Raw genomic sequence first — 16,551 nt, forward strand, 5'->3', positions numbered from 1 at the left:
CTCGCCGCAAGTCAGCCGAGGTCGCCGGCGTTGTCGACGATCACGTCCGCGTTCGCCCGGACCTCCTCGGCCGCATAGAACGCCTCCTCCTGGCGCGCCCAGCGGTCCCAGTGCGGGGCGTAGCTCTCGCCGTCGCGCGCCAGCGCCCGCCGCTTGCGTTCCGCGTCCGGAACCTCGATCCAGACCAGGCCGCTGCGGTACGCCGAGAGCGCGCGAGCCCCGCAGCCCACTCCCTCGACGACCAGGTCGGAGCCGGCCGTCAGCGGCTCCCAGTCCCGGTAGGCGCCGGCGGCCCAGTCCCAGCGGCGCCACCGGGCCGGCCGCCCGGCGGCGAGCGGCGCGAGGATCCACTCGCGCAGCACCCGGACGCCGCCGAGCAGCCCGTCCCAGCCCGGGTAGAGGTCGTCCATCCGGACCAGTGGCGCCGCCAGCTCGGCCGCGAGCGCCGTGGCCAGCCCGGTCTTCCCGGCCCCGGACCGGCCCTCGACCGCCACCACCCGGGTGCGGCCGGCGGCCGCCGGCAGCGTCCGCGCCCAGGCGGCGAGCCGCGCCGCGTGCGTGCCCGCCGGGCCGGTCGTCATCGCGGCCCGCGGAATCGGCACGGGGTGCTGGACATGCGCATGCGGTCGGCCTCCTCGGCGGTCGTCCGGCCGGATCGCGGCCGGTCGTGGCGGTGGTCCGGGAGGGCGCGGCGGCCGGAACGGTGCCGATGCGGGCCGCTCCCCACGCCACGATGATCGATCATGGCGCCGTCCCGGCGGCGTCCGCCCCGCCGGAGCGGTCCGCCCCGGGTGGCGGACCGGTGTGCGCCGGGCGACTGGTGAGCGTGAAATACAATCATGTCGGCCGATGTCAGGGGGTGGGCGTGACAGCACAGGCAGCACCGTGGTGGAAACAGGTCGACGACGCGGCGCAGCTGATCACCTCGGCGGTGAACGCCGCGGCGGCCCGGGCCGGCCGGGACGGCACCTACTCCCCGCCCCGCGGGTCGCCGCCGCCCCGCCGCCGGCGTCGCGCGGCGTCGTTGCGGCACCTGGCCGAGGTGATCCGCGCACACCGGCTGGCGCCCGGCCGGGCCGTCGACAAGGACGGCGTGGCCGGCGTGCTGGCCGGCGACCTGCGGTACCTCACCGATCCGGTGACGGTCGTCGCGGTCGCCAAGGCCTCGCACCTCATCGCCGCCGTGCCGTTCGGCGCGGACGACGCGCAACGGCTGACGGTGGCGGTCGACTACCTGAACGCGCTGCTGGCGGCCGCGCACGAGGCCGACCGGCGGGCACCGGACCGGTTGCCGGTCCCGCGCCCGGCCGCGGCCCTCGTCGCGCGCGACGCCGGCGGCCGGCGCACCGTGGTGACGGCGAACGCGGCCGCTCCGGGCCCGGCGGCGCCCGGAGCACCCGGCGGGCCGTCGTGGTGGCGGCGCCTGCGGCCCGGCCCGGCGTGGATGGCCCTGGCGGCGATCTTCGCGACCGGTGTCATCGTCGGCGTGACCGGCTCCCGCCTCGCCGACCCGCGGGCCGGCGCGGCCGAGATCCCGGCGGGTACGCCGGACCGCACCGGCCCGGCGAACGTGCCGGACCCGGCCGACCCGGTCTGCCTGCCGTCCGGCGCGGCGCGGCCGTCCGGTGCGATGGTGATGGGGCCGGCCGGCAGCCCGGACACGGTGTCGCCGAACTGGTGGCCGAACAAGCCCGCCCTGGACCTGGCGCCCACCGACACCGGGTTCGTGGCCAGCGTGCCCGCGGACTCGCTCGCACCGTCCGACCTGATCGGCATCCGCAGCGGCATCACCATCATCAAGGGCCATCGGTACCGGTTCGACTTCACCGTGCAGAGCGACCGCCGGGAGGAGATCCTGCTGCGCATCCAGGACGAGGACCCGCCGGCGTACCGGGAGTCGCTGATGGAGAGCGTGCCGGTCGGGCCCACGCCCTGCCGGCTGAGCTACACCTTCACCGCGGCGGCGACCAGCCGGGCGAGCGGCGAGGTCACGTTCCAGCTCGGCGGCAAGGGCGCCTACCGCGTCACGGTCGAGGACGCGGTCCTCCTCGATCTCAGCGGCTGACCACCCGCGCTCCGCCGCGTTCCGGCCGGCAGTCGGGCCGCCGCCGGCCCGCGTCCGGCTGCGCGAGGCGGCTGTGCGAGGCCCGCCGCGTGTGGCGTCGTTGCGGGAGGCCGGCTGCGGGTGGTCCAGCGAGGCCGGCCGCGTGTGGATCCGGCTGCGCGGGCCGGCTCACGCGCCGGGTGCCGCCAGGGTGGACGCGTCCGGCCAGGCCATCCGGAACTTGGCCGGCGTGCCGACGAGCCGGGACGGGCCCGCACCGGCCGCGGTGACCGGGTGGCGACCCTCGTTCTGCGCGCCGAGCGCCAGGTAGAAGCGCTGCGCCGCCACGTTCTGCTCCAGCACCCACAGATGGAGGCGATCCGTGGCCGCCCGCCGGACCACCGCCCGTGCGGCCTCGGCCAGCAGTCGCCGGCCGATGCCGGCGCGGTGCAGATCGTGGGACACGTGCAGGTTGTCGACCAGGCTGCCCCAGACCGGATCGTGGTCGAGGACGACGTGGGCGAAGCCGGCGATCGGTTCGGCCTCGCCGCGGCAGGCGATGATCGTCTCGGTGCCGGCCGGGTCGGCGAGCCGCGCAGACCAGACGGCCTGCCGCTCCGCGACCAGTTCACCGTCCAGATAGGAGTCGGCGTAGGCGCCGCGGTAGTGGCGTCGCCAGCTGTCCGCGTGCAGCGCGCCGATCGACGCGGCGTCGTCGGCGGTGCCGGGGCGGAGGGCGATCCGCGGGCGGGAGGTGCTGGTCGGCACGGTGGCCTCCGGTCGCGGTGGTTGCCCGGCACGACCGTGCCGGACCGGGTCATCGCCCGGGGCATCCCGGCCGCGAGACGGAGGGTTGCCGGCCGGCGAGCCGGGGCTTCGCGCCGGCGCTCATGACCTGCCGCGCCAGACTACCAACCGCATCCACCGAGGCCGGCCCACACCGCGCTCCGGCCACCGACAGCGGCAGCACCGGCCCACGTCCGGCGTGCCGGTTCGTGGCGCGGTCGCGCTGCTGGCAGAACGCGCCCGGCCGGTCGATCGGCCGGCCACGGCCGTGTGGCGTGCGGGGCGGCGGCTCAGTCGGTGAAGGCCGTGACGAACGAGGACACGCATGACGCGGGGGTGGCGTGCGAGGTGACGACGTACCCGGCGATGGTGACCGGTGGGTCCAGTGGCACCTGCCGGATCCGCGCCGACCGGGCCCCGGTGGCCCGCTCGGCCGGCAGCACCGTCCAGGCGCGGGGGTCGTCGCCGACCGCGAACAGCACGTGCACCGGGTCTCCGGCCGGCGGCCGGGACGGGGTGACCGGCAGCGCGGCCACGATCGCGTCGAACAGCGACGGATCGTGCCGGCGGTCCGGCAGGAGCAGCCCGTCCGGGTCGAGGTCCCGGACGTCGACACCGGTCCGCCCGGCCGCCGGGTGTTCCCGGGCCACGATCGCGTGCAGCGGGTCCGACCAGGTGTGCACGACGGCCGTACCGGCCGGGGAGGTGGTGCCCCGCACCAGCGCCAGGTCGAGTTCGCCGTCGCGGACCGCGTCCAGCCGCGCCGGTTCCGGCAGGTCGATCAGCACCGGCTCGGCCGGCCGCGGCCCGTCGCGCAGCCGGGTGAGCACCCGGTCGAGCCGGTCGGTGACGCACGACTCGACGCCGATCCGCAGCGTCGCGGCCCGCTCGCCGGCCACCACCCGCACCCGGGCGGCCGCGGCCAGCGTCTCCCGGGCGGCGTCGAGAACGCGCCGACCGGCCGGGGTGAGCGTGACCCGCCGGGACGTGCGGTCGAGCAGTTGCACGCCGAGTTCGCGTTCCAGCCGGGCGATCTGCTGACTGACCGCGGGTTGCACGATGTGCAGCCGCTCGGCCGCGCGCCCGAAGTGCAGCTCCTCGGCGACGGTCACGAAGTAGCGCAACGCCTTCAGTTCCACCCACCTCATCTATCACAAAAAGTGATCGCTGCGGAGCGAGGTCGGCCATCGATTCCGCGGGCGCGAGCCGCTGGGATGGTCGTATGCGCATCGGAACCGCCCTTCTGTACGCCGCGACGCCCGCCGACACGGTGGCCGCCGCGGCCGACGCCGCCCGGCGCGGCCTGGACAGCTTCTGGACCAACCAGATGGCCGGTGGCTGGGACCCGCTCACGCTGCTGGCCGGGCTCCGCGAGCGTCCCGCCGAGATCGGCACCGCGGTCGTGCTCACCTACCCGCGGCACCCGGTGACCATGGCGTCGGAGGCGCTCACGCTGCAGGCCGCCGGCGGTGGCCTGACGCTCGGCGTCGGCCCCGGCCACGCCTGGTACGTCGAGCACGCGCTCGGCCTGCCCTACACGTCGCCGCTGCGGCACACCCGGGAGTACCTGACGGCGCTCCGCCCGCTGCTGCACGGCGAGCCGGCCCGGCTGACCGGTGAGTTCGTCACGGTCGACACCGCGCTCGACATCAGCGCGCCCGCGCCGCCGGTGCTGCTGGCCGCGCTCGGCCCGAAGATGCTCCGTGTCGCCCACGACCTGGCCGACGGCGTCGTCGCGACCTGGGTCACGCCGGAGATCGTCGCCGAGCGCCTGGTGCCCAGCCAGCCGCCCGGCGCCCGGATCGTGGTCAGCCTGGTCACGGTGCTGACCACCGACCCGGACGCGGCCCGCGAACGGATCGCCCGTGACTTCGGCGCCGCCGGTGAGCTGCCGGCCTACGCCGCCTCGCTGCGCCGGGCCGGTCTGACCGGCATCGCCGACACCGTGGCCGTGGGCGACGAGTCCGTGATCGCGGCCGCCGTCGACCGGCTCCGCGACGCCGGCGCCACCGACGTCGTGCTCATCCCGTCCGGCGACCCGGCCGCCCGCGCCCGCACCCTCGACGTCGTGACCAGGTCACATTCCTCCGCCGGTACGTCGTAGAGCTCCGGAACGCTCGGCCGTCCCGGGGCCGGTGCGGCTCCCGGGACGGTACCGGCGGCGACGCGGCATCGCGCGGGCCGGTGCGCGGACGCCGGGCGGCCGGTCAGGACGCCGGCCCGGCCTCGACGGTGGCGGTGAAGTCGGTCAGCGAGGTCGAGCGGACCGGGGCCGGCGGGTTGGACCGGACCGCGACGGTGGCGTGGACGGTGAGGTGCAGGCGGGTCGTCTCGCCGGCGCGGATGTCGACCGGCACCCGGACCGGCGTGACGGTGACCTGCGGCGCGACGCCCGGCACGTTGTCCGGCGTGGCCGGTGCCTGCGGCGTGACCAGCAGCTCGTGCGGCCCCGGCGGGAGGCGGTAGGCCCAGTTCTGCCAGGCGAGGCGCCGGGACCGGCCGTCGATGGTCAGGCGTGGCCAGGGGATCCAGGTGTTGCGATCGACGGTGGGCCGCAGGATCATGTCGCGGCCGTCCTTGGAGTACTTCAGCGTCGTGTCCGCGGTGAGCAGCAGCACGCCGTGCGTGGTGTCGGCGACGCCGGGCGGCACGTCCGCGTGACCGAGGAACATGCCGTCCTCCGCCTCGGCCGGGTCGGTCCGGCCCTCGGCGGCGGTGGAGACCGCGACCCGGTAGCGGTCGTCGATCACCTTCTTGATCCGGCCGACCCCGAACAGCGCGAGCGGGAACGCCGCCAGCATGCCGATGAGCACGACCACTCCGCCGAGCCCGCCGAGCAGCTGCGGCACGACCGCCATCGCGGCGAAGCCGGCGACGATGCCCCACGCGTGCGGTCCCGGCCGCCGCCGTGCCTGGGCCGCGGGCACCAGGATGCCGGGCACCCGCCCGTACGTGGCCGGGCTCCACATGTGCCACTCGGTGATCTCGCCCGCGACCGCCTCGACCCGCCGGATCGACTCGGCGCCGGTGTCGTCGCGGACCTCGACGAGGTGCGTGCCCGGTTCGACGACCGCGACCGCGCGGTCGAGACCGTGCCACAGCGGCCGGTCGTCCACGCCGATCGCCCGGGCCGCGCGGAAGTGCGGTGAGTCGAACCCGCCGCGGCGGACCCGGATCGCGATGCCGGCCGTGCCGGGCGGCAGCGCGGGCGCCGGCGCGGTGGCCGGCCACGGCAGGACGGGCGTGCCGGGGAACGGTTTCGGCGCGTCGAACGGGTTGCTCACCGGGTCACGTCCAATCCGGCCTCGATCTCCTCGGGGGACATGTCCGTACCGTCGGCGGTGGCGTTCTTCGCGGCGCCGGTGGTGACGTTGTTGCCGATCGGGCCGACGTAGCCGCGCGGGTCGGAGAGCACGTCGCCGGCGATCCGGGCGACCATGGAGAGCGTGGCGGGCGCGGCGTGGCCGAGGCCTTCCGCGGTGAACTGCACGACGCTCTGGCCGACCTTGGCCTTCAGTGCGGCGGGGAGCACCTTCGCCAGGACCGCGCCCATCTTCTGCAGCAGCGAGACCACCTTGTCGATGATCCGGACCGCGCGGCTGGTGGCGATCGTGGCCTGGACGCCGGTCGCGGCCCCGGCGGCCGCGACGGACGCGCCCGCGGTGGGGACCGCGGCCGCCATCGCGATGCCCCATTCGATGATCATCCACTCGATCAACGTGGCGATGATGCCGATGATGATCTGCTGCGCCGCCCCCATGATCTTCGAGAAGAGCGTGAGCAGACCGCTGATCGACGCGGCCTCGCCGCCGGTCGCCTCGACCGCGTTCGCGAATTCGTGCAGCCGGGTCTTGGCGGCGTCCGCGTCCTTGCCCTGCCACTCGATCAGGTCGTCGTCCGCGGCCTGCCGGGCGGCGGCGGCCAGCGGCACGAGCGCCTCGCCGAGCTGCTTCCACTGCGCCGCGTACGGCTCCATCCGCTCGGCGTTGCCGGTGACCAGGCTGAGCAGGTCCTCCAGCGGCTGGATGAAGTCGATCAGGAAGGTCAGCCCGGCCGAGATCAGCCAGTTCAGCGGGTCGATGGCGAACGAGACCGCGTTGCCGGTGAGGTCGGCGGCGGAGGAGTACAGGTCCGTCCAGTCGCCCTGGGTGACACCGGAGTAGGCGTTCTTGACCGGGTCGGCGAGCGGGATGACCGAGCCCGGGTCGGTGTCGATCACCCCGGCCGCGTACGGGCTGGACGGCTTGTCGTTGTTGCTGATGTACGCGTCCGTGCCCGTGGTGTCCCGCGGCTTCGGTGGCGGGGGTGTGGGCGCCGGGCCGGGCTGCGGCGTGGGGACGTCCGTCACGACCCACTCCCGGAGAGCTTGTCCTGGAAGCGCTTGAACGCCGCGTTGAGCGCCTCGTCGAGCTGGGTGTACGCGTCCGCGTTCGCCGTGATCGCGCCGTGCTGGGAGTCGAACGCCTTGGCGATCAGGCCGACGTGCTCGCGTACCTCGTCGGCCTTGCCGTTGTAGTAGCCGACGAACAGCAGTCCGAGCCCGCCCCACAGCACGCCCGGCGGGTCGGCCGCGGCCATCGCGGTCTTGATCTGGTCGGCGCTGGTGCTGAGCCCTTTGAGCACCTGGGCCGTGCCGGTCAGCTTGTCGGTCGGGACGATGACGCCGTCAGCCACGGCCGTCTCCTCTCCTGCGCTCCGCGATCCGGTCCCGGGTGTGCTCCGGGATCGCGTCCCGCACCCGTTCCGCGGTCCGCTCGCCGTTGATGCCCTGGCCCAGCTCGGTCAGTCGCAGCGCGCGGTCGGCCTGCGCCTCCCGGATCGCCACCATGATCATTTCGGCGAGATGGGCGCCGCGCCGCAGCGCCGAGTCGGGGATGTCGAGCCGGGACACCAGCCCGTCCTCGTCGACCTCGGCGCGCACGCTGCCGTCCTCGGAGAACCCCTCGCCGGTCAGCGCGCCGGCCTCGGCGAGGTAGCTCTCCAGCCGGGCCGTGTCGTGCTGGTTGCGGGCGCGCACGCGCTCGATGAGCGCGAGCACCTCCTCCTGGTTCTCGAAGGCCCTCATCGCGGCGCCTGCCGCAGCCGGGCCCGCAGCTCGCTCAGTGACGGCGCCGGTGGTCCCAGCGTGGAGGAGCCGGTCAGCGCGGTGCGAATCTCCGCGTCCACCTGCGCGTTCGCCGCGCGGATCGTGCGCACCACCAGCTCGCCGAGCTGCGCGCCGGTGAGCCGGAACGCGCGCGGGCTCAGCTCCACCGAGCGCACCGCGCCACGCGGCCCGGCCACCACGGTCACCTCGTGGTCCTCGCTGGTCAGTTCCGCGGTCGCGGTCGCGACGACCTCCTGCACCTGCCGCATGCGCGCCGCGATGTCGATGTGATCCATGGGCCCCGTTCCCTCCGGCCCGGGCCGGATCTCCCCGGGCTGGTCACACCCTAGAGGACCATGTCGAGCCGGGTGGGGCACCCTACGGCGCAATGCTGCCCAACCCTATCGGCGAAGTATGATTAGGTCAACGGTTTGCGCCGCTCACGTGCGATAGCCGACACCCGGAGGTCATCTCGTTGACACCCCGGCACGCTCCGCGCTGGACTGGTCACATGTGCGGCACGCTGCGGCTCACCATCCGCGGCCACATCGACTTCGGTCGCGTGTGGTCGGCGTCCTGTCCGGCCTGATCCGAACCCCTCCGCATCACGCACCACACCCCAGCGCCGGGGCGAAGCCATGCCCGAATCCGGACAGGAGCACCTTCATGAGATCGCGTCTGTTACCCGCCGTCATCCTGTCACTACTGCTGGCCGCGTGCGGATCGGCTCCGGCCGCGAGCGCGGCCGGTGAGCCGAGGAGCGGCGGCGACCTGGTGTGGGCCGTCGAGACCGAGCCGCTGACGTTCAACCCGCACCAGTACGCGCAGGCCAAGGCGCGCCCGCTGGTCTGGAACTCGTTCGAGGCGCTGTTCACCCACGACGAGCAGGGCAACTACGTACCGTGGCTGGCCACCGGCATCGAGGGCGGCGACCGGGAGTACACCATCCGGCTCCGGACCGGCGTGACGTTCCACGACGGGGAGACGTTCGACGCCGCCGCGGTCAAGGCCAACTTCGACCTGCTGCTCTCCGACGGCTACAACCCGCAGGTGCGCACCGTTCAGCTGCGCAACCTGAAGAGCGTCGAGGTCGTCGACCCGGTCACGGTGCGGCTGCACCTCTCCGTGCCGGACACGCTGATCCGCGACTTCCTCACCACGCCGCAGGGCGCGCAGATCTCCCCGAGATCGCTCCGGAACGCGAAGAACCTCAAGGCCGGGGGTACGGACGTGGTCGGCACCGGCCCGTTCGTGCTCGACTCGTACACGGCCGGCCAGCAGGTGGTCTACCGGCGGAACCCGGCCTACGACTGGGCGCCGGCGACCGCCGCGCACACCGGGCCGGCCTACCTGGACACGGTCACCTACCGGTTCCTGAAGGAGTCGTCGGTGCGGATCGGCGCGCTCACCTCCGGCCAGGTGCGGGTCGTCGAGGGCGTGCCCGCCACCGACGAGGCCACCATCGCCGCGAACCGGCGGCTGCGCCTGGACCGCGGCCTCAACTCCGGATCCGCGTACGCGTACTACCTCAACGTCGACCACGCGCCGTTCGACGACATCCGCGTCCGGCAGGCGTTCCGCGAGGCCGTCGACGTCGGCGCGGTGCTGGAGTCGGTCTACCGGGGCACCGCCACCCGGGCGTGGAGCGTGGTCAGCCCGTCGTCGCGGTTCTACGACGACACCCTCGAGGGCGCGTACGGCGGGGACGCCGCGACGGCGAACGCGCTGCTCGACGCGGCCGGCTGGACCACCCGCGACGCCGAGGGATACCGCACCCGGGACGGGCGGCGGCTGACCGTGCGGCTGGTGCAGAGCGCGCCGTTCGTCCGCGACCGGCGGGAGATCCTGGCCCAGGCGGTGCAGGCCGCGGTCAAGCAGTCCGCCGGCATCCACCTGGACGTGCGGCTCGTCGACCAGGGCACGGCCACCGCGGCGCTGAACGACGGCGAGTACGAGCTGTTCGACAACTCCCGCGCGGACACCGACGCCGGGGCCGCGCTCAACCTGCTGCTGCACTCCCGGGGCGCGATCAACCGTACCCACCTGGACTCCCCGGAGCTCGACGGGCTGCTCGACCGGGGCCAGGCCACGCCGGACGCGGCCGACCGCCTCAAGATCTATCAGGAGGTGCAGCGGTACGTCGTGCGGGACCAGGCGGTCGTGCTGCCGCTCTACGCCCCGCAGGACCAGCTCGCGGTCTCCGACACGGTCGGCGGCACCGGCTTCGAGCCCACCGCGGGCGTGCCGGCCGGCGCGTACGACGTCTGGATCGGCGCATGAGGCATGTCCTGCGGCGGCTCGGCACCGGGCTGGTGGTGCTGTGGGCGGCGGCGACGGCCGCGTACCTGGCGCTGCTGCTCGCGCCCGGCGACGTCGTCGACCGGATCATCGGCGACGGTGCGGACACGCCGGAGATCCGCGCGCAGATCGTCCGCGATTGGCACCTGGACCGGCCGGAGATCGTGCAGTACGCCGACTACCTGTGGCGGCTGCTGCGCGGCGACCTCGGCACCTCCTACCTGCTGCAGCGCCCGGTCGCGGACGTGCTCGGCGAGCAGATCCCGCCCACGCTGCAGCTCGCCGCGCTGGCCGGTGCGCTCGGCGTGGCGCTCGCCGTGCTCGCGGCCGTGGCCGGTGCCGGTGACCGCCGCCCGTGGCTGCGCCGCGTGCTGTCCACCGCGGAACTGGCCGTCGTCTCCACGCCGTCGTTCCTGATCGGGATCGTGCTGCTCACGGTGTTCTCGTTCCGGCTCGGCCTGTTCCCGGTCGCCGGTGGCGCCGGGCCGGCCGCGCTGGTGCTGCCCGCGGTCACGCTCGCGCTGCCGATCGCCGGGCTGCTCGGCCAGGTGCTCCGCGACGGCCTCGACCGCGCGCTGGACGAGCCGTTCGTGGTCACCGCCCGCGCCCGCGGCCTGCGCGACCGCGCGGTCCTGGCCCGGCACGCGCTCCGGCACGCGCTGCTGCCCGCGGTCACGCTGGCCGGCTGGCAGTTCGGGCTGCTGCTCGGCAGCGCGGTGATCGTCGAGCAGGTCTTCGGCCGGCCCGGCGTCGGCCGGGTCACGCTGGACGCGGTCCTCGGCAGCGACATGCCGGTCGTGCTCGCCGTCGTCGTCCTCGCGGCCGCGGTCCACGTCGCGCTGAACACCCTGGCCGACCTCGCCTACCTGCTCATCGACCCCCGGCTGCGGAGGACCACATGACGCCGGCCCTCGACCGGGTCCGCGGCACCCGGTGGACCGTCACGCCACGGACCGGGCCGGGCATCGCGGCCGCGGTCGCGTACCTGACGCTGGTGGCGATCGCGGTGGCCGCGCCGGGTGCGCTCGGCGCCGGCGACCCACTGGCCGCGAACCCCCTCGACGCGCTGCTGCCGCCGTCGGCCGCGCACTGGTTCGGCACCGATCAGCTCGGCCGGGACGTGTTCGACCGGGTGGTGCACGGCGCACGGGCCTCGCTGGCCATCGGCGTCGCCGCCACCGCCGTCGCGGTGGGCGCCGGCGTGCTGCTCGGCCTGCTGGCCGGTCTCGCGCACCGGTGGGCCGACGAAGCGCTGGCCCGCTCGTTCGACGCGCTCTCCGCGTTCCCGCTGCTGCTGCTCGCGTTGCTGTTCATCGCGCTCGCCGGCACCGGCACGCTCAGCCTGACGATCGCGATCGGCATCGCCACGCTGCCGCACTACGCCCGCGTGGTCCGCGCGCAGACCCTGCGGGTCCGCCGCGCCGGGTACGTGTCCCAGGCGGTCGCGTTCGGCCGCTCCCGGGCGGGCATCGTGGTCCGGCACGTGCTGCCGAACGTGCTCGGCCCGATCCCGGTCGTCGCGGTCATCGGGCTCGGCGAGGCGGTGCTGGCCGCGGCCGGGCTCAGCTTCCTCGGCATGGGACCGCAGCCGCCGTCCCCGGAGTGGGGCGCGATGCTCGCCGAGGGCCGCAACTACCTCTCCGTCGCCTGGTGGTCCGGCATCCTGCCGGGCGTCGCGGTCACGCTCACCGTCATCTCGCTGACCGTGACCGGCCGCCGCCTCCAGGCCCGCTTCGAGGGACGGGACCTCCGATGACCACTGTCGACGACGCCGCCCGGCCGGACACCACCGCGCCGGCCGGCGAGGCACCCGTGATGATCGCCGTCGAGGACCTGCACGTCACGTTCCGGACCGCGCGCGGTGCGGTCGAGGCGGTGCGGGGCGTCAGCTTCACCGTCGCCGCCGGTGAACGGGTCGCGATCGTCGGGGAGTCCGGGTCCGGCAAGAGCGTCACCGCGCGCACGCTGGTCGGCCTCGCCGGACCGCGGGCCACCGTCCGGGCGGGCCGCCTGGAGATCGACGGGCGGGACGCGCGCGGCTTCACCGAACGGGACTGGCAGCGGGTGCGCGGCCGGACCGCCGGGCTCGTGCTGCAGGACGCGCTGGTCTCGCTCGACCCACTGCGCCGGGTCGGCGACGAGGTCGGTGAGGCGCTGCGCACCCACCGGCTGGTCCCGGGCCGGCTGGTGGACGAACGCGTCGAGGAGCTGCTGACCGAGGTGCACGTGCCGGAACCGGCCCGCCGCGCCCGGCAGTACCCGCACCAGCTCTCCGGCGGCCTGCGGCAACGCGCGCTGATCGCGTCCGCGATCGCCGGCCGGCCGAAACTGCTGATCGCGGACGAGCCGACCACCGCGCTGGACGTGACCGTGCAGGCCGCGATCCTGGGCCTGCTCGCCGAGCGCCGGGACACGCTGCTGCTGATCAGCCACGACCTCGCCGTGGTCGCCGCGATCGCGGACCGGGTGCTGGTCATGCGCGACGGCCGGATCGTCGAGTCCGGGCCGACCGCGCAAATCCTCGGCGCGCCCCGCCACGCCTACACCCGGGTGCTGCGCGACGCGGTGCCGTCCGCGGCGTCCCGCGGTCGCCGGCTCGCCCCACCCGGCGGGCCGCTGCCGGTCGCGGCGCACCGCTCCGGCGAACCGGTCGTGACGATCAAGGACCTGACCAAACGGTACGGCGGGCACACCGCGGTCGCGGACGTGTCGCTCGACGTGCACGCCGGGGAGATCGTCGGACTGGTCGGCGAGTCCGGGTCCGGCAAGACCACGGTCGCGCAGCTGCTGTTCGGCACGGTCGCACCGGACGCGGGCACCGTCGAGTTCGAGCGCCGGCCCTGGTCCGGCGTGCCGGAGCGCCGGCGCCGGCCGTACCGCCGGCGCATGCAGTTCGTCTCGCAGGACCCGCTGAACTCGTTCGACCCGCGCTACCCGGTCGGGCGGATCATCGCGGAGGCGCTGCCCGGCCGCGGTGCCCGCCGCCGCGAGGTGCTCGCGCTGCTGGACCGGGTCGGGCTCGGCGAGGAGCACGCGGACCGCCATCCCCGGCAGTTGTCCGGCGGGCAGCGGCAGCGGGTCGCGATCGCCCGGGCCGTCGCGCCCCGGCCCAGCCTGATCATCTGCGACGAGCCGGTCTCCGCGCTGGACGTGTCCGTGCAGGCTCAGGTGCTCGACCTGCTGGCGGAGCTGCGCGCCCAGGACGGCACCGCCTACCTGTTCATCTCGCACGACCTCGGCGTCGTCCACCACCTCGCGGACCGGGTCCTGGTCCTGCACGAGGGGCGCGTGGTCGAGGCCGGGCCGGTCGGCGACGTCTTCCACCATCCGCGGCACGACTACACGAAGGCGCTGGTCGCGGCGTTGCCCACCTCGGTCACAGGAGGAACTGCCCCATGAGTCAGTTGCATCTGGCCGTCGCGCTGGACGGCGCCGGCTGGCATCCGGCCGCCTGGCGCGTGCACCGGCCGGCGATCCTCACGGCCGGCTGGTGGGCCGGGCTGGTCGCGGAGGCCGAGCGCGGACTGCTCGACTTCGTCACCGTCGAGGACTCGCTGGCGCCGCCGTCCGAACTGCCCGGCGTGCCGGTCGACCGGGCCGACCGGGTCCGCGCGCGGCTGGACGCGGCCGTGATCGCGGCCCGCGTCGCGCCGCTGACCACGCACATCGGCATCGTCCCGACCGTCACCACCACGCACACCGAACCGTTCCACATCGCCAGCGCGATCGCCACGCTCGACTACGTCAGCACCGGGCGGGCCGGGTGGCGCGCGCAGGTGTCCGCGCGGCAGGCCGAGGCCACGCACGTCGGACGGCGCACGGTGCCCGCGCTGCACACGGCGCGGCCGGACCGGATCGCGGAGGTCGTCCGGCCGCTGTTCGACGAGGCGGCGGACGTGATCGAGGTGGTGCGCCGGCTCTGGGACTCCTGGGAGGACGACGCGATCATCCGGGACGTGGCCACCGGGCGGTTCGTCGACAACCGGAAGCTGCACTACGTCGACTTCGAGGGGGAGTGGTTCAGCGTCAAGGGGCCGTCGATCGTGCCCCGGCCGCCGCAGGGACAACCGCTGGTGACCGTGCTCGGGCACGCGACGGTGCCGTACCTGCTGGGGGTGCGCGGCGCGGACGTGCTCTACGTGACGCCTGACTCGGGCGCGCACGCCGCGGCCGTCGTGTCCGAGGTGCGGGCCTCGGAGCGGGCCGAGGGCCGCGACGGCGTACCGTTGCGGATCTTCGGTGATCTTGTGGTCTTCCTCGATCCGGAGCCGGGCGCGGCGGCGCGCCGGAAGCGTGAGCTGGACGACCTCGACGGGGCGGAGCTGACGTCGGACGCGTTCGTGTTCACCGGTACGCCGGGGGAGTTGGCGGACCTGCTGGTGGAGTGGCGGGCCGCGGGGCTCGACGGGTTCCGGCTGCGGCCCGGGGTGCTGCCGGACGACCTGACACTGATCGCGCGGGAGCTGACCGCGCGGTTGCGGGAGCGCGGGCTGTTCCGCAGCGCGTATCCGGGCACGACGTTGCGGGAGACGCTCGGGCTGTCCCGTCCGGCCAGCCGCTACGCCGTCGCGGGAGGCGCCGCATGACCAAGCAGATCATCCTGGCCGCGCACTTCCCGGGCGTGAACAACACGACCGTGTGGACGGATCCGGCGGCCGGGTCGCAGATCGAGTTCTCGTCGTTCGTGCACCTGGCGCGCACGGCCGAACGCGGGCTCTTCGACTTCTTCTTCCTGGCCGAGGGGCTGCGGCTGCGCGAACAGCGCGGCGAGATCTACGACCTGGACGTGGTCGGGCGGCCGGACACGGTGACGGTGCTGGCGGCGATCGCGGCGGTGACCGAGCGTCTGGGACTGGCGGGGACGCTGAACGCGACGTTCCACGAGCCGTACGAGCTGGCCCGGCAGCTGGCCTCGCTCGATCACCTGTCCGGCGGGCGGGCCGCGTGGAACGTGGTGACCACACCGAACGCGTTCACCGGGGAGAACTTCCGGCGGGGCGGCTTCCTGTCCTACGCGGACCGGTACACGCGCGCGGCGGAGTTCATCGCGGCGTCGCGGACGCTGTGGGACTCGTGGTCGGCCGAGGACCTCGTCGTCGACGGGGACTCGTTCGCGCGCACCCCGGCGCCCGGAGCGTTCGCCTTCCACGGCACGCAGTTCGACATCTCCGGGCACTTCACGGTGCCGCGCAGCCCGCAACGGCATCCGGTGATCATCCAGGCCGGTGACTCGCCGGCGGGGCGGGACTTCGCGGCGGCGTCCGCGGACGCGATCTTCTCCCGGCACAGCACGCTGGAGGCCGGGCAGGCGTTCTACCGGGACGTGAAGGGCCGGCTCGCGGCGTACGGGCGGACGCCGGACTCGCTGAAGATCCTGCCGGCCGTCAGCTACGTGCTCGGCGACACGGACGCGGAGGCGCAGGAGAAGGCGCACCACATCCGGCGGCAGCAGGTCACGCCGCAGACCGCGATCCGGCACCTGGAGCAGCTGTGGAACCGGGACCTGTCCTCGTTCGACCCGGAGGGGCCGCTGCCGCCGTTCGACCCGGACGTCTCCGGCGAGTCGATCGCGCAGGGCCGGACCAGGCTGTTCGACGACCCGGTCGCCACGGCGCGCGCGTGGCGGTCCCTGGCGGAGGAGAAGGGCCTGGGAATCCGTGACCTGATCATCGAGGTGACGGGCCGGCAGTCCTTCATCGGTACGCCGGCGGCGGTGGCCGAATCGGTCGACGCGTTCGTCCAGCAGGACGCGGCGGACGGCTTCATCCTGGTCCCGCACCTCACGCCGGCCGGACTCGACGACTTCGTCGACCGGGTGGTGCCGCTGCTGCAGGAGCGCGGCGTGTTCCGGACCGCGTACCCGTCCGGCGGCTCGACGCTGCGGTCGCTGCTGGGGCTTCCACCCACCTCGCCCGCGTCCGTCGCGTCCTTCCTCGGCGGCGGCCCGGCATGAAGATCCTGCTGATCACGCTCATCACGCACCTGCCGGACCCGCTCACCGGCGTGCGGCCGTCGACCACGCAGCGATTCCGGGACGTGGTGGACAACGCGGTGCTGGCCGAGGAGCTCGGATTCGACGGGTACGGCGTGGGCGAGCGGCACGAACGCCCGTTCATCTCCTCGTCCCCGCCGGTCGTGCTCAGCCACATCGCGGCACGCACCGCACGGATCCGGCTGTTCACGGCCGTGACCACGCTCGCGCTGCTCGACCCGGTCCGCGCGTTCGAGGACTACGCCACGCTGGACCACCTCTCCGGCGGGCGCCTCGAACTGATCATCGGGAAGGGCAACGGCGCGGCTGGGACCGCAACCGGGAGGCGTACGAGCTTTTCCGGCA

At 74.6% G+C, this 16,551-nt stretch carries 16 protein-coding genes, 1 pseudogene and 1 riboswitch; of the genes and pseudogenes, 9 read left to right on the top strand and 8 right to left on the bottom strand.

The features are described from left to right. Nucleotides 1-11 precede the first annotated feature (11 nt). The gene (locus J2S44_RS37440) at nt 12-602 is read right to left on the bottom strand and encodes a nucleoside/nucleotide kinase family protein (protein WP_310424386.1); all 591 of its coding nucleotides are present in this window, start codon (nt 600-602) and stop codon (nt 12-14) included. A 263-nt stretch (nt 603-865) separates the two neighbouring features. On the opposite strand from J2S44_RS37440, the gene J2S44_RS37445 reads away from it, so the two are divergent. After that, entirely contained in the window at nt 866-2,065 is a 1,200-nt protein-coding gene (locus tag J2S44_RS37445; RefSeq protein ID WP_310424389.1) for a hypothetical protein, read from the top strand. A gap of 168 nt (nt 2,066-2,233) precedes the next feature. On the opposite strand, the gene J2S44_RS37450 is transcribed toward J2S44_RS37445, so the two are convergent. Beyond that, nucleotides 2,234-2,812 (bottom strand): GNAT family N-acetyltransferase, encoded by a 579-nt coding sequence (locus J2S44_RS37450; RefSeq protein WP_310424391.1) that lies wholly within the window; start codon nt 2,810-2,812, stop codon nt 2,234-2,236. A 12-nt stretch (nt 2,813-2,824) separates the two neighbouring features. After that, nucleotides 2,825-2,940, bottom strand: a riboswitch (SAM riboswitch). A gap of 180 nt (nt 2,941-3,120) precedes the next feature. Then, complete coding sequence (locus J2S44_RS37455) at nt 3,121-3,978, bottom strand: LysR family transcriptional regulator (RefSeq protein ID WP_310424394.1); 858 nt, start codon at nt 3,976-3,978, stop codon at nt 3,121-3,123. A 74-nt stretch (nt 3,979-4,052) separates the two neighbouring features. On the opposite strand from J2S44_RS37455, the gene J2S44_RS37460 reads away from it, so the two are divergent. After that, nucleotides 4,053-4,934, top strand: a complete 882-nt coding sequence (locus J2S44_RS37460) for an LLM class flavin-dependent oxidoreductase (protein WP_310424397.1) — start codon at nt 4,053-4,055, stop codon at nt 4,932-4,934. A gap of 103 nt (nt 4,935-5,037) precedes the next feature. Here J2S44_RS37460 and J2S44_RS37465 read toward each other — a convergent pair whose 3' ends face one another. The 5 genes from J2S44_RS37465 to J2S44_RS37485 are packed head-to-tail and all read right to left on the bottom strand — an operon-like array spanning nt 5,038 to nt 8,212. After that, the gene (locus J2S44_RS37465; RefSeq protein ID WP_310424400.1) at nt 5,038-6,114 is read right to left on the bottom strand and encodes a hypothetical protein; all 1,077 of its coding nucleotides are present in this window, start codon (nt 6,112-6,114) and stop codon (nt 5,038-5,040) included. After that, a complete protein-coding gene (locus J2S44_RS37470; RefSeq protein WP_310424403.1) occupies nt 6,111-7,178 on the bottom strand; it encodes a hypothetical protein in 1,068 nt (355 codons plus the stop codon). Before J2S44_RS37470 ends, J2S44_RS37465 begins: the two co-directional genes overlap by 4 nt. Continuing rightward, nucleotides 7,175-7,504, bottom strand: a complete 330-nt coding sequence (locus J2S44_RS37475) for a hypothetical protein (protein ID WP_310424406.1) — start codon at nt 7,502-7,504, stop codon at nt 7,175-7,177. Before J2S44_RS37475 ends, J2S44_RS37470 begins: the two co-directional genes overlap by 4 nt. Further along, nucleotides 7,497-7,895 carry a YbaB/EbfC family nucleoid-associated protein gene (locus J2S44_RS37480; RefSeq protein WP_310424408.1) on the bottom strand — a complete coding sequence of 133 codons (399 nt, stop codon included), beginning with the start codon at nt 7,893-7,895 and terminating at the stop codon, nt 7,497-7,499. The genes J2S44_RS37475 and J2S44_RS37480 overlap by 8 nt, the downstream gene beginning before the upstream one ends. Further along, entirely contained in the window at nt 7,892-8,212 is a 321-nt protein-coding gene (locus tag J2S44_RS37485) for a YbaB/EbfC family nucleoid-associated protein (RefSeq protein ID WP_310424410.1), read from the bottom strand. The genes J2S44_RS37480 and J2S44_RS37485 overlap by 4 nt, the downstream gene beginning before the upstream one ends. A gap of 370 nt (nt 8,213-8,582) precedes the next feature. Between J2S44_RS37485 and J2S44_RS37490 the strand changes: the two genes are divergently transcribed. The 7 genes and pseudogenes from J2S44_RS37490 to J2S44_RS37520 all read left to right on the top strand — a co-directional run. Continuing rightward, nucleotides 8,583-10,196 (top strand): ABC transporter substrate-binding protein, encoded by a 1,614-nt coding sequence (locus J2S44_RS37490; protein WP_310424412.1) that lies wholly within the window; start codon nt 8,583-8,585, stop codon nt 10,194-10,196. Then, complete coding sequence (locus J2S44_RS37495; protein ID WP_310424414.1) at nt 10,193-11,116, top strand: ABC transporter permease; 924 nt, start codon at nt 10,193-10,195, stop codon at nt 11,114-11,116. The genes J2S44_RS37490 and J2S44_RS37495 overlap by 4 nt, the downstream gene beginning before the upstream one ends. Further along, entirely contained in the window at nt 11,113-11,970 is an 858-nt protein-coding gene (locus tag J2S44_RS37500; protein WP_310424416.1) for an ABC transporter permease, read from the top strand. Before J2S44_RS37495 ends, J2S44_RS37500 begins: the two co-directional genes overlap by 4 nt. Beyond that, nucleotides 11,967-13,613 carry a dipeptide ABC transporter ATP-binding protein gene (locus J2S44_RS37505; RefSeq protein ID WP_310424418.1) on the top strand — a complete coding sequence of 549 codons (1,647 nt, stop codon included), beginning with the start codon at nt 11,967-11,969 and terminating at the stop codon, nt 13,611-13,613. Before J2S44_RS37500 ends, J2S44_RS37505 begins: the two co-directional genes overlap by 4 nt. Continuing rightward, the gene (locus tag J2S44_RS37510; protein ID WP_310424420.1) at nt 13,610-14,800 is read left to right on the top strand and encodes an LLM class flavin-dependent oxidoreductase; all 1,191 of its coding nucleotides are present in this window, start codon (nt 13,610-13,612) and stop codon (nt 14,798-14,800) included. The genes J2S44_RS37505 and J2S44_RS37510 overlap by 4 nt, the downstream gene beginning before the upstream one ends. Continuing rightward, the gene (locus J2S44_RS37515) at nt 14,797-16,167 is read left to right on the top strand and encodes an NtaA/DmoA family FMN-dependent monooxygenase (protein WP_310424422.1); all 1,371 of its coding nucleotides are present in this window, start codon (nt 14,797-14,799) and stop codon (nt 16,165-16,167) included. The genes J2S44_RS37510 and J2S44_RS37515 overlap by 4 nt, the downstream gene beginning before the upstream one ends. Then, nucleotides 16,164-16,454 (top strand): annotated as a pseudogene (locus J2S44_RS37520) (LLM class flavin-dependent oxidoreductase); the annotation flags it as partial. The gene J2S44_RS37515 and the pseudogene J2S44_RS37520, both read left to right, overlap by 4 nt. Between the last annotated feature and the right edge of the window lie 97 nt (nt 16,455-16,551).

The organism is Catenuloplanes niger, assembly GCF_031458255.1.
GTDB classification, from domain to species: Bacteria; Actinomycetota; Actinomycetes; order Mycobacteriales; family Micromonosporaceae; genus Catenuloplanes; species Catenuloplanes niger.